Consider the following 15,009-nt stretch of genomic DNA (forward strand, 5'->3'; position numbering starts at 1 on the left):
GCAATGCTTGCGTGACGCCCCGGTTTCTGGACTATAGTGCGCAGACCTGTTGGGGAATCAGGCAAGAAGGCACTCATGTTGAACCGACTTCGTACGGTCGTCGCTGCGGCGATGCTGACCGTCGCGACCTACGCTGCCGCGCAAGCGGTGGGCGAGCATCCAGAGACTTACGTGGTCCGCAAGGGCGATACCCTGTGGGACATCGCTGGACGTTTCCTGCAAAAACCCTGGTTGTGGCCGGAAATCTGGCAGGCCAACCCGCAGATCCAGAATCCGCACCTGATCTATCCCGGTGACGTGATCAGCCTGGCCTACCTGGATCGCGTCGCCAAGGGCACCGTCCAGCCCGGTCCGCGCCAGGAAGCGCCGATCAATGCGATTCCGCTGGCCGATGTCGAGCCGTTTCTGAAGAACCTGCGCGTCACCGACGACTTCGACCAGCTGCCGTACGTGGTGGGCCTGGAAGGCGGCCGTACGCGCGCCACCACCGGCCAGGTGGCCTATGTGGTCGGCCTGGACGATGCACAGCCGGGCCAGCGTTTTGCGGTGGTGCGCCCGACGGTGAAGTTCAGCCTACCCAAGCACAACGAAGACCTCGATGCGGCCGGCAACATCACCGCAGGCGCCGGCAACATCTGGAAGAACTACATCGCGCCGAGCACGCGCCGCGAGTTCCTCGGCTACGAACTGGCACAGGTCAACGTCGGCACCATCACGCGCAGCGCGGCGGGCGGCAACTCCAAGGCGGCTACCCTGCTGCTGCAGGACAGCGGCCGCGAAGTACGCGCCGGCGATCGCATCGTCGCCGTCGAGGCGCAGCCCTACGACCTGCAGTTCATCCCGCATCCGCCGTCGGAACAGGCCCTGCAGACCGAATTGCGGGTGCTGGCCATCTCCGACGCCTTTATCGTCGGCGGCACCCGCGACGTGATCGCCATCTCAGGCGGTGCCCGCGAAGGCATCAACAACGGCACGGTGTTCTCGATCTGGCGCAAGGGCCGCACGGTCAGCGACCGCGTCAAGCATTCGCGCTTCTCGCGGACCGACGACGACTTCAGCGGCCCGGCCGGCTCCACCGTCGGCCTGCCCGACGAATACGCCTCGCACGCGATGGTGTTCCGCACCTTCGACAAGGTCAGCTATGCGCTGGTGATGGAAAGCGTCAAGCCGACCGGCCTGGGCTACTTCGTCAAGCATCCCGACGCGCAGTAAGCGAAAATTCCGATGCGGTAATACGACGGCGCCTGAGGGCGCCGTCGGCGTTTACGGTCCAGGCTGGACGCATGGCCCTCCCCACTTCCGACCTGCGCGCACTCCTGACCCTGCTCCTGGCGGGCGGCCGTAGCCCGCCGCGTCACGCGCTGCTGGACTGCTTCGCCAGCCCGGCCGAGCTACTGGCGGCCGGGCCAGAAGCCTGGCTTGCCGCCGGCTGCGACGAACTGCAGGTGGCCCGGCTGCAGACCCCCGATGCACGCGCGCTGGACGCCGCCCTGCAGTGGTGCGAGCAGCCCGGCCATCACCTGATCGGCCTGAACGATCCCGACTACCCCGCCCTGCTGCGCCACATCGTCAATCCGCCGCTGGCCCTGTTCGTGGACGGCGACCCGAACGCGCTCTGGCACCCGGGCGTGGCCGTGGTCGGCAGCCGCTCCGCCACCGCCGGCGGCCGCGACCACACCCGCGCGTTCGCCTCCGGCCTGGCAGGCGCCGGGCTGGCCATCGTCAGCGGCATGGCCGCCGGCGTGGACGCGATCGCACACGAGGCCGCGCTTGCCCGTGCCGGGGCCATCACCGTGGCGGTGGTGGGCACCGGCGCGGATGTGGCCTACCCGGCAAATCACCACTCCCTGCGCGATCGCATCGCCGCGCGTGGCGCGGTGGTCAGCGAGTACCTGCCCGGCACCGGGCCGGTCGCGGGGCACTTCCCGGCCCGCAACCGGATCATCGCCGGGCTGGCCCTGGGCACCCTGGTGGTGGAAGCGGCCATGCGCTCGGGCGCGCTGATCACCGCGCGGCTGGCGGCAGAGGCCGGGCGCGAGGTGTTCGCCCTGCCCGGCTCGCTGCACAATCCGCTCGCGCGGGGCTGCCATCACCTGATCCGGCAGGGAGCCACCCTGGCCCAGGAGCCGGCCCAGGTCATCGACGGCCTGCGCCTGCTGTCAGGCGAACTGGCAAGCGCCTTGCGCCAGCGCCTGGCCGCCCCCACTGATCAGGCCAGGACACCGCCGCAGGCCGGCCCGGCGCGCCCGGATCCGGACTACCAGCGCTTGTGGCAGGCGCTGGGCCACGACCCAACCCCTATGGATTCCCTGGTCGAACGCACCGGATTGACGGCCGCCGCGCTGTCCTCCATGCTGCTCATCATGGAACTGGAGGGAGACGTGGTCACCGAGCACGGTCGCTATACCCGCAACCCCTAGTTTCTTCACCTCCACAGCGTCGCGCGACGCAGGCCGAGGGGCAATGAAAGAGAGCATTCTTGATGTACTGCTGTACCTGTTCGAACATTATTTCAGCGAAGATGCGGACCTGGTCCGCGACCGTGACTCGCTTCAGAATGGCCTGATCCAGGCCGGTTTCAGTCCCGCAGAAATCAGCAAAGCCTTCGATTGGCTGGACGCGCTCTCCGAGCAGCGGCCCAGCGTCGCGCGCCCGCATGTCGATGGACCGGTACGCATCTACCACGGCCCGGAGCTGGACAAGCTCGATGTGGACTGCCGTGGATTCCTGCTGTTCCTGGAACAACACCGCATTCTCGATGCCGACCAGCGCGAGCTGGTGCTGGATCGCGCCATGGCGCTGGACCAGGACGAACTGGACCTGGACGACCTCAAATGGGTGGTCTTGATGGTGTTGTTCAACCAGCCGGGTGCCGAAGCGGCCTACGCCTGGATGGAAACGCAGATGTTCCTGGACGAGCCTGAACCCGTACACTGAGGCGGAAGCCGCAACGGACGCGTGCGAGGGGACGGCAATGAGTAGTTGGTATTACGCCGAGGGCAACCGCCACCGGCGTGGCCCGGTGGCCGGCGAGGCCTTGCTGGCGCTGTATCGCGATCACGCGATTGCACTGGACACCTTGGTCTGGCGCGAAGGATTTGCCCGATGGGTGCCGCTGTCTGCGTGCGCCGACGAACTCGGGCCACCGATTTCCACCAATCTGCGCGCCGCAGCGCTGCCGCCGCCCCTGCCGCCGGTTCCGCCAACGGCTGTCCATAACGCAGCCGCCATTGCGCCCGCGCCGTCAGCGCGTCATCTATCCAGCAACGGGCCGGGGTGGCCGCTGGCGTTGGTGCTGGGCGCGGTGGTGGGCATGTTCTTGCTGGTGGCGATGATCGGCATCCTGGCGGCGATCGCGCTGCCGGCGTACCAGGACTACACCACGCGTACCAAGGTCGCCCAGGCGATCGCAGCGCTGACGCCCCTGAAGCCGCAGATCGCCGAATTTCTCGCGCAGCAAGGCCGTTGCCCGGTCAACGGCGACGCCGGCTTTCTCGCGCCCGAGCAGTATGCAAACGATGTCCTGAGCAGCGTGCGGATCGGCCGTTTCGACACCACCGAGTGCGGAGTCGAGGCGCTGCTGCATGCGCCGAAAATGACCAGGATCGACGGTAAGGCGCTGTGGCTGGATTTCGACGCGGACGCCGGCAGCTGGCAGTGCAGCTCCGAGATCGACGACAACCAACTTCCGCCGGACTGCCGCGGCTAGTCAATCGCTTTACGCAAGGGGACTTCAATGACGCAGTGGTATTACGCCGACGCACAACGCGAGCGCCAGGGGCCAGTGGACACGGACACGCTTCGCGCGCGCCTGTCGGAAGGCTTGATCAATGCATCCAGCCTGGTCTGGCGCGAAGGCTTTCCGCAGTGGGTGGCACTTGGCGAGGTCGCGGCCGAGCTGGGGATCGACACCGCCGTGCCAGCTTCCGCCGCGCCGACCATCGGAGATGTGCCGGTGGACGTTGCGCACAGTGAGCCGCAGGCGACGGTTCACCCAACCAGCGTCGCGGTGGATCGCACGCCTGCCGCAGATGCGCCGTTTGCCGGCCCGGCGGCAGACGCTGCACTCGGGCGGGCCGACTCCGGCCTTGCCGATCACCCTGCCGTAACCGACCACCAGCAGCGTCCGCCGAGCGGGCAGGCTGCGCTGACAGATCCAGCGGCGTGGCCCACCACGCCGGCAGACCCTGCGGCACCCCCAGCGGCATCGAGCCCGCTCCTGACCAACACCTCGCACGCGCCGGCAACACCCGCGCATGCCGTGTCGCAACCACCGGCCGGCGCGCCGCTTCCAAGCGCCTGGGATTCCGTCGCCGCGCCCACGGCAAGCGTCGCATTGCACGATGCCCCGGTTGTCTACGCCGGCCTGTGGCGGCGCGTGGCCGCCAGCATCCTGGACAGCCTGATCACCAGCTTTGCGGTGTACCTGATCGTGATCCCGCTGGTGTTCGTCGTGGCATTGGCGACCACCCGCGGCGATTCCGGCTCGGCGCTGGACGACGGCAGCGCGCTCAGCATCGCCATCCTGGTGATGTCCTACGGCATCGGCCTGGCAATCCCGACGCTGTATTTCGCCTGGATGCAGTCCAGCCGGCACCAGGCCAGCCTGGGCAAGCTCGCCTGCGGCATCAAGCTGGTGCGCGCCGACAGCAATGGCGGCCGGGTCGGTTTCTGGCGCAATGTGCTGCGTTACCTGGCTTACATGCTGATCAGCGTGCTCACCCTGGGCATCGGCGTGGTCGTGGCCGCGTTCATGGCCGGCATGACCGCGCGCATGCAGGCTCCGCACGACAAGGTCTGCGACACATTGGTGGTGGACCGCTGGGCGTTTACGGATCACCCGGAGCGCCAATCCAGCGGCCTGGACACGGTCACCATCGTGGTGCTGGCCATTTATGCGGTGCTGCTGGTGATCTCGGTGGTGGTGGTGGGCTTCATGCTGGCCGCCATTGGAATGAGCCAGAGCTAGCAGTTGGCAGCCCTGGCCGCTTGACACGGCGGCGTCCGCCGTGATCTTTCTAATAAGAGAACTGAACGCCCGGGCTCGTTTCCCGGGCGTTGACCTGTGGGAAACGGTCGATCTGCTTCCCTCCACCGGCCAATTAGGCCACGCTACCCGCCCCCCGGGCCCTGCCCAAAGAATTCGCCACCATGCCCAAGCACCTGCTCATCGTCGAATCGCCCGCCAAGGCCAAGACGATCAATAAATACCTCGGCAAGGACTTCACCGTCCTGGCCTCGTATGGGCACGTGCGCGATCTCGTCCCCAAGGAAGGCGCGGTCGATCCCGACAACGGCTTCGCAATGCGCTACGACCTGATCGAAAAGAACGAGAAGCATGTCGAAGCCATTGCACGCGCGGCCAAGAGCGCCGACGACATCTATCTGGCGACCGACCCGGACCGCGAGGGCGAGGCGATCAGCTGGCACATCGCCGAGATCCTGAAAGAGCGCGGGTTGCTCAAGGACAAGACGATGCAGCGGGTGGTGTTCACCGAGATCACCCCGCGTGCGATCAAGGAAGCCATGCTCAAGCCGCGCGCGATCGCGGCCGATCTGGTCGATGCGCAGCAGGCCCGTCGCGCGCTGGACTATCTGGTCGGCTTCAACCTATCGCCGGTGCTGTGGCGCAAGGTGCAGCGCGGGCTGTCGGCCGGCCGCGTGCAGTCGCCGGCGCTGCGCATGATCGTGGAGCGCGAGGAAGAGATCGAAGCCTTCATCGCGCGCGAGTACTGGTCCATCGATGCGCATTGCCGGCACCCGTCGCAGCCGTTCAACGCGCGCCTGATCAAGCTGGACGGGCAGAAGTTCGAGCAGTTCACCGTCACAGATGGCGACACCGCCGAAGCGGCGCGGCTGCGCATCCAGCAGGCCGCGCAAGGCGTGCTGCATGTCACCGATGTGGCCAGCAAGGAGCGCAAGCGTCGCCCTGCCCCGCCGTTCACCACCTCCACGCTGCAGCAGGAAGCCTCGCGCAAGCTCGGCTTCACCACCCGCAAGACCATGCAGGTGGCGCAGAAGCTGTACGAAGGCGTGGCGCTGGGCGACGAAGGCTCGGTCGGTCTGATCAGCTATATGCGTACCGACTCGGTGAACCTGTCGCAGGACGCGCTGTCGGAAATCCGCGATGTGATCGCGCGCGATTTCGGCACCGCCTCGTTGCCGGACCAGCCTAACGCCTACACCACCAAATCCAAGAACGCGCAGGAAGCGCATGAGGCGGTGCGCCCGACCTCGGCGCTGCGCACCCCGGCGCAGGTGGCGCGCTTCCTGTCCGACGACGAGCGTCGCCTGTACGAGTTGATCTGGCGCCGCGCCGTGGCCTGCCAGATGATTCCGGCCACGCTCAACACCGTCAGCGTCGATCTGTCGGCCGGCAGCGAGCACGTGTTCCGCGCCAGCGGCACCACCGTGGTGGTGCCCGGCTTCCTGGCGGTCTACGAGGAAGGCAAGGACACCAAGAGCAGCGAGGACGAGGACGAAGGCCGCAAGCTGCCGCTGATGAAGGCCGGCGACAACATCCCGCTGGACCGCATCGTCACCGACCAGCATTTCACCCAGCCGCCGCCGCGCTTCACCGAAGCGGCGTTGGTCAAGGCACTGGAGGAATACGGCATCGGCCGGCCGTCCACCTACGCCTCGATCATCCAGACCCTGCAGTTCCGCAAGTACGTGGAAATGGAAGGCCGCAGCTTCCGCCCCACCGACGTGGGCCGCGCGGTGTCCAAGTTCCTGTCCGGGCATTTCACCCGTTACGTGGATTACGACTTCACCGCCAAGCTCGAAGACGACCTGGATGCGGTCTCGCGTGGCGAGGAAGAGTGGATCCCGCTGATGGAGAAGTTCTGGGGCCCGTTCAAGGAACTGGTCGAGGACAAGAAGGATTCGTTGGACAAGACCGACGCCGGCAGCGTGCGCGTACTGGGCACCGACCCGGTCAGCGGCAAGGAAGTCAGCGCGCGCATCGGCCGGTTCGGCCCGATGGTGCAGATCGGCACCGTCGAAGACGAGGAAAAGCCCACCTTCGCCTCGCTGCGGCCAGGCCAGAGCATTTACTCGATCTCCATCGAAGACGCATTGGAGCTGTTCAAGATGCCGCGCGCACTGGGCCAGGACAAGGACCAGGACGTCAGCGTCGGCATCGGCCGGTTCGGCCCGTTCGCGCGCCGCGGCAGCGTCTATGCCTCGCTGAAGAAGGAAGACGACCCGTACACCATCGATCTGGAGCGCGCGGTGTTCCTGATCGAGGAGAAGGAAGAGATCGCGCGCAACCGCGTGATCAAGGAATTCGAAGGCAGCGACATCCAGGTGCTCAACGGCCGCTTCGGCCCGTACATCAGCGATGGCAAGCTCAATGGCAAGATTCCCAAGGATCGCGAGCCGGCGTCGCTGACGTTCGAGGAAGTGCAGCAGCTGCTGGCCGACACCGGCAAGCCGGTGCGCAAGGGCTTCGGCGCCAAGAAGGCCACGCTCAAGAAGAACGCGGTGAAGGATTCGGCCAAGGAGGCCAAGGACGCCGCAGCCAAGAAGACCGCGGTAAAGAAAACCGCCACCAAGACCGCGGCGAAGAAGGCGCCGGCCAAGAAAGCCGCTGCCAAGAAGGCCACCAAGCGCGTGGTCAAGAAGACCGTGAGCAAGGCCGCAGGCTAAGGGCGCCGCATGCAGCACACGCTCAGCCTGGACAGCGCCGTCGCCACCCTGACCCGGGGCGGCGTGATCGCCTATCCCACCGAAGCGGTGTGGGGGCTGGGCTGCGACCCGCGCCAGCAGGCCGCCGTGCTGCGACTGCTGGAGATCAAACGCCGCCCGGTCGACAAGGGCGTGATCGTGGTGGCCGCCAGCGTGGATGTGCTGCACGACTGGGTGGATCTGGACGCACTGGCGCCGGCCCGCAAGCAGGAGGTGCTGGCCAGCTGGCCAGGCCCGCATACCTGGATCCTGCCGATCACCGCCCAGGCGCCGCGCTGGGTCACCGGCGCGCATGACGGGCTGGCGGTGCGCATCAGCGCGCATCCGCTGGTCGCCACGCTCTGTGCGGCCTGGGGCGGCCCGTTGGTGTCCACCAGCGCCAACCTGGCCGGCGAACCGCCCGCGCGCAGCCGCCAGGCGCTGGACCCGGCCCTGCTGGCCAGCATCGACGGGGTGACGGATGGCGAGGTGGGCGCATTGGCGCAACCGACCCAGATCCGCGACGCCCGCAGCGGACAGATCCTGCGCGACTGAGCAGCCGCCACGCGCCGCCGGTCGGAGCGCTTGGCCATAGACACCGTCTGCCCCTTTGCCCACAGCCGGGTAGACGCGCACACTGCGGCCATGCGTACCGTCCTGACCCTTCTGTTGCTGGCCACCGCGCTGCCTGTTGCTGCGGCCGATACCGCCAGCAAACCGGATCCAAATGTGCGGATCTACCGCTGCGTCAGCAGCACCGGCACCGTCGCCTTGCAGGATGCGCCATGCAGCAGCGGCCGCCAGCAGGTGCTGGACCTGCAGCGCCCGCAGGATCCGCCGCCGCGGCCGCAGCGCGCCGTTGCCGCCCCGGCCGCCGTCCCGACGCAGCCACCGCGCGAGGTGCGCATCATCACCGTGCAGCCGCCGCAGCCGATGTACGAGTGCACCACCGAAGACGGCAACCGCTATACCAGCGACAGCCCGGAAGGCAATCCGCGCTGGGTGCCGACCTGGGGCCCGGCCTATGTGGGCAATGGCATTGCCCCGCCGGTCAGCGGCGGCGGCATCCAGCGTCCGCCGATTTCGGTCCGCCCACGCCCGGCGATGTCGGTGCAGGGAAGCGCCGGTCGCGGTGGAAGCCTGCGCGGCAGCGCAAGCTTCGGCGGTGGCGATTATCAGGGCGGTTATCAGGGCGGCTACAACGGCGGCGGCTACGGCGGCACGGTGATCGTGCCGTACGGCAACGTGCAGATCCGCGACGAATGCCATGCCCTGCCCGAACAGGAAGTCTGCGCGCGCCTGGCCGACCGTCGCTGGGAACTGATCCGCCGCTACAACAATGCCCTGCAGAGCGAGCGCCAGGATCTCAGCCGCGAACAGCGCGGTATCGACGCGCGCCTGCAGCGCGATTGCGGCGGCGTATGAGGCGCTGGCCGTGGGATGACGCGCGCCTGCAGCGCGATTGCGGCGGCGTATGAGGCGCTGGCCGTGGGCGGCATTGCTGGCGTGTGTCTCGGTGGCCGGCGCACAGGAAGTGGCGATCTACCGGTGCACTGATCCCAGCGGCGCGCTTACCGTGCAGAACATGCCCTGCCCGAAAGGCATGCAGCAGCAGAAGAAACTGATGACGGCACCGGCCGCGGTGCCGTTGACGGCGGGCGGGTTAGGCACGGCGTCGCCTGCACGTAGCGCGCCCGCTGCGCAGCCGCCCACCAGGCCGAAGACCGATGTGCCCGCCGCCGCACCGGCTGCGACGCCGGCACCGGTGGCTGCGATGCCACCTGCCACGACCTCGACCTCGACCTCGACCTCGACCTCCACGCTGCCACCGCCGCCCTTGTTCGAATGCACCGCGCACGACAACGGGCGCTATTTCACCGAAGACCGCGAGCCGGCCACGCGCTGCCTGCCGATGCAGACCACCAATCTGGCGGGCGGGCCGGCAACCGGCGGCGGCAGCGCCTGCGAAGTGGTCACCGACCGCTGCGCACCGGTGCCAGACCAGAGCCTGTGCGAGGCCTGGCGCCAGCGTGCCGAGCAGGCCGAATCGACCTGGCGCTTCTCCGACGAGGCGCAAGCGGCCGAGCGCAAGCAGCGCTATTTGCAGATGCGTCGGGTGCTGGACGAAAGCCGCTGCGCGAATCCGTCCGCCACGCCATGACACTGCTACCGGCGTTGCAGCGCATGCCAGCCAGTGTGCCGGTGCTGTGTTTGCCAGGCTGATTCTTTCGAGCCACTGCAACCGTTAGCGATCACCGGATGACCTGCGCGGTGCAGCGAGCCGCATGCGAGCAAGCCCGCCGCACTGTCGCCTGCGTTGCGTGCAGACGCGGCGGACGAACACTGCAGGCGCAGGCGCAGCGACGGATCGGCGCCTGCCTGCGCGTCTTCGATGCCATGCGCAGGCACTGTCCGCGCGACCACGCACGCAGGCGTGTCAGAACCCGTAGCGCAGGAAGCCGCCATCCACCGCGATGCATTCGCCGGTGATGTAACTGGCGGCCGGCAGGCAGAGGAAACCGACGGCGGCGGCCACTTCTTCCGGTTCGCCGATGCGGCGCATCGGCGTGCGCTCGATGACCTGCTCGTAGTAATCCGGATCCGACAACGGCCCGGAGGTGCGACGGGTGCGGATGTACCACGGTGCCACCGCGTTGACGCGGATGCCGTCCTCGGCCCATTCCACCGCCAGGTTGCGCGTCATCTGCTGCAGCGCGGCCTTGGTCATGCCGTATGGCGCGCCGCTGCGCACATGGGTGATGCCGGAGACGCTGCCGACGTTGACGATTGCCGACGCCGCGTGACGGGTCAGCAACGGGTGCGCATAACGCGACAGCTCGAAAGCGGCGAACACATTGGTTTCGAAGATGCCGCGCCACTGGTCTTCGGTGTAATCGATCGCCGCGCGGGTGATGTTGCCGCCGGCATTGTTGATCAGCAGGTGCAGGCCATCGGCATGGTCTTCCACCCAATCCAGAATCGCGCGCCGCTCTTCATCGTCGGCCACATCGGCGGCCAGCCCATGCAGCTCGCGCTCGGGAAATTCCTCGGCCAACTCGTCGCGCGCCTGCGCCAGCGCATCGGCATCGCGCGCCACCATCAGCAGATCCGCGCCGAAGGCCAGCAATTCGCGCGCGATGGCAAAGCCAATGCCGGCGCTGGCGCCGGTGATGAGCGCGGTCTGTCCATCCAGCCGCCAACGGTGGGTTGTCACGTGGGTCATCCTCTTTCAAGACGCAGGAAACGGCCGCGGCAGCGCGCTTGACGCATGCCTGCGGCCCGGGCGTTAGGATACCGCCAGCCCGAGCGAGGTCACGACGATGAAACGGCATTGGATTCTTGCGATCAGCCTGACGTTGCTGCTGGGCGCCTGTCAGCGGCCGCAACCTGCGCCCACCGAGCAGAAGCCCGAGCCGCAGGCCACTGCCCTGCGCGACCACATCCAGGAACCGTTGAACAAGGCGCACGCAGTGCAGGCGGCAAGCGATCAGGCCGCAGACGATCAACGCAAGGCGATCGACGCGGCCACGCAGTAACCGAAGGCTGCTGTCTGAAGCACGCGCGTTTTTTGTCGACGCAGCAACTGCGCGTGCGCGCCTGCGATTGAGCGCAAGGCGATCACTACATCTGCGCATACGGCAAACACGCGTGAGGTCGCTCGACCGATGGCTGATTGCCTGTGATCGCGGCGCCCTGCGTTCTGCCATTCTTGCGCTGTTGGCGCGCCCGCATTGCTGCATCGCCTGAGCGCAGACACAACAACGCCGGCACAAGGCCGGCGTTGTCGATCCATCACGTTGCGAACCTGCCGCGTCAGAAGCCGCAGAAGCAGTACGCCAGCGACTTGACCGGGGTACCGCCCGCCTTGCTGTCGTGCACGGCGTCTTCGACGAAGCGCAACTGCGTGTCCACTTCCGGTAGCGAGCGCGCCAGCAGTGCGCGCGCCATGCCCGAATCGCCCAGCATCCAGGCGCCCATGCGGCTGCCGGCAAATCCGCTCATGAACTGCGAGAACGGCGTCGCCGGCTTTTCCACATAGCGCACGCGGAACTTGCCGCGGCTCAACTTGGCGCGATCGGCCGCATCGGCCACCGCTTCGGACATGCCGCCGAACGCGTCCACCAGGCCATGCTGCCTGGCCTGCGCACCGCTCCACACGCGACCGCGTGCGACCTTGTCGATGGCATCCACCGACTGATGCCGCGCCTGCGCCACCTTGCCGGTGAAGTCGGCGTAGCCCTTGTTGATCACCGCCTGGATCACCTGGCCGGCGGCCGGGTCCAGCGGACGGGTGATGTCGAAGGCACCGGCAAAGCGCGTGGTACCCACGCCATCGGTGTGCACGCCGATCTTGTCCAGCGCGCGGGTCAGGTTGGGCACCATGCCGAAGATGCCGATCGAGCCACTGATGGTCGACGGGTCGGCATAGATGCGATCGGCATTCATGCTGATCCAGTAACCGCCCGAGGCGGCCAGATCGCCCATCGACACCACCACCGGCTTGCCGGCCTGCTTGAGCGCGACCACCTCGCGACGGATCTGCTCGGAGGCGAACACTTCGCCGCCGGGCGAATCCACACGCAGCACCACCGCCTTGACCTCGTCGTCGTCGCGCGCCTGGCGCAGCAACGCGGCGGTGGACTCGCCACCGATGCGGCCGGCCGGCTGCTCGCCACCGCTGATCTCGCCAGCGGCCACCACCACGGCCACCTGCGGACGGCTGTCCATCGGCGAACGCTGCGCCTGCAGCTGGCTCAGATAATCGTTGAAACCGATGTTGCGAAAGCCGCTATCGGCATCGCTGTCGGCCACGCCGCGCTTGGTCAGCAGCGCATCGACGTCCTCGCGGGTCTTGAGCCCGTCGACCAGCTTCTGCTGCAGCGCGAACTTGGCCAGATCGCCACCGGCAGCGGCCACGCCCTCGGGCAGCGTGTCGATGCCGGCGGTCAGCTGCGCCGGGCTCAGCTTGCGCGCCTTGCCGACATCGGCCAGGTAGCGCTTCCACACGTCGTTCATCCAGAACAGGTCCGCTTCCTTGGCGTCGGCCGAAGCGGCATCGAGGATGTACGGCTCGGCGGCGGACTTGTACTCGCCCACGCGGAACAGATGCACGTCCACGCCGAGCTTGTCCTGCAGGCCCTCGCGGAAATACTGCCGATAACGGCCAAGCCCTTCCAGCAGCACGCTGCCCATCGGGTCGAGATAGACCTCGTTGGCCTGTGCGGCCAGCAGGTACTGGCCCTGGCTCATGCTCTCGCTGAAGGCGACGATCTGCTTGCCGGAGGCGCGCAGCTTCTGCAACGCCGCGGCCACTTCGCGCTGCGAGGCGAAACCGGCGGGCTGAAACTTGTCCAGGTTCAACACCACCCGCTCGATCTTGCGGTCCTTGCCGGCCGCCTCGATCACCCGCACCAGGTCACGCAGCTGCACTTCCTCGGCACTCTTGTCGCCGACCGCCTTGGCCAGCGACCGGCTCACCGGGTCGGCGCTGAACTGCTCGACCAGCGTGCCTTCGGGGTTGATCACCAGGGTGGTGCGCTCGGCCAGCGGCTTGCTGCCGTCGCCACGCGCGATCGCCACCACAAACAGCAGCAGCACCAGGAACAGGAAACCGAAGAACACCAGGTTGAAGATCAGGCGCCGGGTGAAATTCATCACATCCCACAGGCCGACGAAGAAACTGGCGATGGGACTGCGACGCACGGGGTGGTTCATGGAAAACTCCGTCAAAAGACGCTGCACACAATTCAATGGTGTCCAGCATACCGGCTGCGCGGTGCGCGCGGCATGCGCTGGAAGTCAGGGGGTCGCGCCGGCAGTCAGCCGCCGGCTGGTCTGCCGGAAGCGCAAGCCCATCAGGACCGACGCCACGGTCAGGCCCAGAATCAGGCCGATCCACATGCCTTGCGGTCCCCAGCCCAGCCCCAGGCCGAGCCCGGCGCCGATCGGCATGCCGACACCCCAGTACGAGAACATCGCCAGGAACATCGGCACACGGGTGTCCTTGAGCCCACGCAGCGCGCCGCTGGAGAGCACCTGGATGCCGTCGGGAAACTGGAACGTGGCGGCAAACAGCAGCAGCACCGAGGCCAGCGCGGCCACCGCCACATCGTCGGTATAGACGCTCACGATGGCATCGTGGCCCAGCAACAGCACGCTGGCCGACAGCGCCTGGGTGCCCAGCACGATGGCGTAACCGGCCCAGGCCGCACGCCGCATGCCGAGCGGATCGCCGCGCCCGACCGCATGCCCGACCCGCACGGTGGTCGCCTCGGCCACGCCCATCGGAATCATGAAACACAGCTGCGCGACGTTGATCGCAATCTGGTGCGCGGCCGCTTCGGTGGAGCCGAGCCGGCCGATCAGCAAGGCGGTGACGATGAACAGGCCGCCCTCCATCAGCACGGTGATGCCGATCGGCAGACCGGTGCGCAACAGATCGCCGATCGCACGCCAGCGCGGGCCTTCGAAATGGGCGAACAACTGCAGGTGCGCGAAGCGGCGCGAGCGCCACAGATACAGCGCAAACACGCTGGCCTGCACCCACATGGTGACCGCCGAGGCCATGCCCAGGCCCTGCGCACCGTGCTCGGCAAAGCCGAACTTGCCATAGGTCAGCGCATAACCCAGCGGCGCCAGCACCAGCAGGCCGCCAAAGCCCAGCAGCATGGTCGGCAGGGTCCAGTGCATGCCCTCGCTGAGATAGCGCATGCAGAAGTAGAACGTCAGCGCCGGCCCGCCCCAGCGCACCGCGTGCAGGAAGTCGGTCGCGCCCGGCACGATGTCCGGCGCAATCCCGAAGGTGGGCAACAGCGGCGGCACTGCGCTGAGGAACGCGAACATCACCGCGCCCAGTCCCAGCGACAGCCACAGGGCCTGGCGGAACAGCGGGCCGATCTCGCGCTCGCGGCCGGCGCCGCGCAGCTGCGAGACCGAGGCGGTCAACGAGATCAGCGTGCCGATCGGCACCAGCATCGGCAGCCACAACAGCGAGGTGCCGATGGTGACCGCCGCCAGCGTGGCGGTGCCGTGGTGACCGGCAATGACGTTATCGACGAATCCGATCAGGCCGGTGGAGACGTGACCGAGCACCAGCGGCAATGCGAGCAGGCCGGTGGTGCGCACTTCCGCGCCGAAACGCGGCGTCGCGGAGGTGGGTACAGGAGAGACAGACATGACAACCGATCGCTGCGCGGACTACGGCCGTGCCGGGAGGCGCTGGCACCGGGTCGCGTGGGGCCGCTATCTTACCCGCACTTGCGACACGGGCAGCGGCTATCGGCGGCAAGGCGTAAGGAGGGAGATGCTCGGCGGCGAGCGGCCGGCGTGGCTGGTCACCGG

General features: G+C 67.5%; 13 protein-coding genes. 10 read left to right on the top strand and 3 right to left on the bottom strand.

Going from position 1 to position 15,009, the window contains the following annotated elements:
* Nucleotides 1-75: 75 nt before the first annotated feature.
* The 9 genes from AC1PLA_RS18625 (at nucleotide 76) to AC1PLA_RS18665 (ending at nucleotide 9,829) form a co-directional block, all read left to right on the top strand.
* On the top strand, nucleotides 76-1,212 hold the full coding sequence (locus tag AC1PLA_RS18625; protein WP_047129487.1) for a LysM peptidoglycan-binding domain-containing protein: 1,137 nt from the start codon (nucleotides 76-78) through the stop codon (nucleotides 1,210-1,212).
* Nucleotides 1,213-1,283: 71 nt separating this feature from the next.
* Entirely contained in the window at nucleotides 1,284-2,420 is a 1,137-nt protein-coding gene (dprA, locus tag AC1PLA_RS18630) for a DNA-processing protein DprA (protein ID WP_053051393.1), read from the top strand.
* Between the two features lie 43 nt (nucleotides 2,421-2,463).
* The gene (locus AC1PLA_RS18635) at nucleotides 2,464-2,937 is read left to right on the top strand and encodes a DUF494 family protein (RefSeq protein ID WP_003484452.1); all 474 of its coding nucleotides are present in this window, start codon (nucleotides 2,464-2,466) and stop codon (nucleotides 2,935-2,937) included.
* 37 nt (nucleotides 2,938-2,974) lie between these two features.
* Nucleotides 2,975-3,709, top strand: a complete 735-nt coding sequence (locus tag AC1PLA_RS18640; protein WP_481105110.1) for a pilin — start codon at nucleotides 2,975-2,977, stop codon at nucleotides 3,707-3,709.
* Nucleotides 3,710-3,736: 27 nt separating this feature from the next.
* Nucleotides 3,737-4,969 carry an RDD family protein gene (locus AC1PLA_RS18645; RefSeq protein WP_481105111.1) on the top strand — a complete coding sequence of 411 codons (1,233 nt, stop codon included), beginning with the start codon at nucleotides 3,737-3,739 and terminating at the stop codon, nucleotides 4,967-4,969.
* A 182-nt stretch (nucleotides 4,970-5,151) separates the two neighbouring features.
* Nucleotides 5,152-7,650, top strand: a complete 2,499-nt coding sequence (locus AC1PLA_RS18650; protein ID WP_481105112.1) for a DNA topoisomerase I — start codon at nucleotides 5,152-5,154, stop codon at nucleotides 7,648-7,650.
* A 9-nt stretch (nucleotides 7,651-7,659) separates the two neighbouring features.
* On the top strand, nucleotides 7,660-8,223 hold the full coding sequence (tsaC, locus tag AC1PLA_RS18655) for an L-threonylcarbamoyladenylate synthase type 1 TsaC (protein WP_481105113.1): 564 nt from the start codon (nucleotides 7,660-7,662) through the stop codon (nucleotides 8,221-8,223).
* Nucleotides 8,224-8,313: 90 nt separating this feature from the next.
* Nucleotides 8,314-9,093, top strand: coding sequence for a DUF4124 domain-containing protein (locus tag AC1PLA_RS18660; RefSeq protein ID WP_481105114.1), 780 nt, complete (start codon nucleotides 8,314-8,316; stop codon nucleotides 9,091-9,093).
* A gap of 49 nt (nucleotides 9,094-9,142) precedes the next feature.
* Entirely contained in the window at nucleotides 9,143-9,829 is a 687-nt protein-coding gene (locus tag AC1PLA_RS18665; protein ID WP_481105115.1) for a DUF4124 domain-containing protein, read from the top strand.
* Nucleotides 9,830-10,105: 276 nt separating this feature from the next.
* On the opposite strand, the gene AC1PLA_RS18670 is transcribed toward AC1PLA_RS18665, so the two are convergent.
* Nucleotides 10,106-10,882, bottom strand: coding sequence for an SDR family oxidoreductase (locus tag AC1PLA_RS18670; RefSeq protein ID WP_024938534.1), 777 nt, complete (start codon nucleotides 10,880-10,882; stop codon nucleotides 10,106-10,108).
* A gap of 106 nt (nucleotides 10,883-10,988) precedes the next feature.
* Between AC1PLA_RS18670 and AC1PLA_RS18675 the strand changes: the two genes are divergently transcribed.
* Complete coding sequence (locus AC1PLA_RS18675) at nucleotides 10,989-11,204, top strand: hypothetical protein (protein WP_016903674.1); 216 nt, start codon at nucleotides 10,989-10,991, stop codon at nucleotides 11,202-11,204.
* 277 nt (nucleotides 11,205-11,481) lie between these two features.
* Here the strand turns inward: AC1PLA_RS18675 and sppA are convergent, their stop codons facing one another.
* Complete coding sequence (gene sppA / locus AC1PLA_RS18680) at nucleotides 11,482-13,383, bottom strand: signal peptide peptidase SppA (protein WP_481105116.1); 1,902 nt, start codon at nucleotides 13,381-13,383, stop codon at nucleotides 11,482-11,484.
* An 84-nt stretch (nucleotides 13,384-13,467) separates the two neighbouring features.
* Entirely contained in the window at nucleotides 13,468-14,844 is a 1,377-nt protein-coding gene (locus AC1PLA_RS18685) for an MATE family efflux transporter (protein WP_039524984.1), read from the bottom strand.
* Nucleotides 14,845-15,009 lie beyond the last annotated feature (165 nt).

The sequence above is a fragment of the Xanthomonas sp. NCPPB 1826 genome, assembly GCF_056725285.1.

Bases quoted from the DNA above. Each gene is read 5' to 3' on its own strand.
- AC1PLA_RS18625 (WP_047129487.1), top strand. From the start codon at position 76: ATGTTGAACCGACTTCGTACGGTCGTCGCTGCGGCGATGCTGACCGTC.
- dprA (WP_053051393.1), top strand. From the start codon at position 1,284: ATGGCCCTCCCCACTTCCGACCTGCGCGCACTCCTGACCCTGCTCCTG.
- AC1PLA_RS18635 (WP_003484452.1), top strand. From the start codon at position 2,464: ATGAAAGAGAGCATTCTTGATGTACTGCTGTACCTGTTCGAACATTAT.
- AC1PLA_RS18640 (WP_481105110.1), top strand. From the start codon at position 2,975: ATGAGTAGTTGGTATTACGCCGAGGGCAACCGCCACCGGCGTGGCCCG.
- AC1PLA_RS18645 (WP_481105111.1), top strand. From the start codon at position 3,737: ATGACGCAGTGGTATTACGCCGACGCACAACGCGAGCGCCAGGGGCCA.
- AC1PLA_RS18650 (WP_481105112.1), top strand. From the start codon at position 5,152: ATGCCCAAGCACCTGCTCATCGTCGAATCGCCCGCCAAGGCCAAGACG.
- tsaC (WP_481105113.1), top strand. From the start codon at position 7,660: ATGCAGCACACGCTCAGCCTGGACAGCGCCGTCGCCACCCTGACCCGG.
- AC1PLA_RS18660 (WP_481105114.1), top strand. From the start codon at position 8,314: ATGCGTACCGTCCTGACCCTTCTGTTGCTGGCCACCGCGCTGCCTGTT.
- AC1PLA_RS18665 (WP_481105115.1), top strand. From the start codon at position 9,143: ATGAGGCGCTGGCCGTGGGCGGCATTGCTGGCGTGTGTCTCGGTGGCC.
- AC1PLA_RS18675 (WP_016903674.1), top strand. From the start codon at position 10,989: ATGAAACGGCATTGGATTCTTGCGATCAGCCTGACGTTGCTGCTGGGC.
- sppA (WP_481105116.1), bottom strand. From the start codon at position 13,383: ATGAACCACCCCGTGCGTCGCAGTCCCATCGCCAGTTTCTTCGTCGGC.
- AC1PLA_RS18685 (WP_039524984.1), bottom strand. From the start codon at position 14,844: ATGTCTGTCTCTCCTGTACCCACCTCCGCGACGCCGCGTTTCGGCGCG.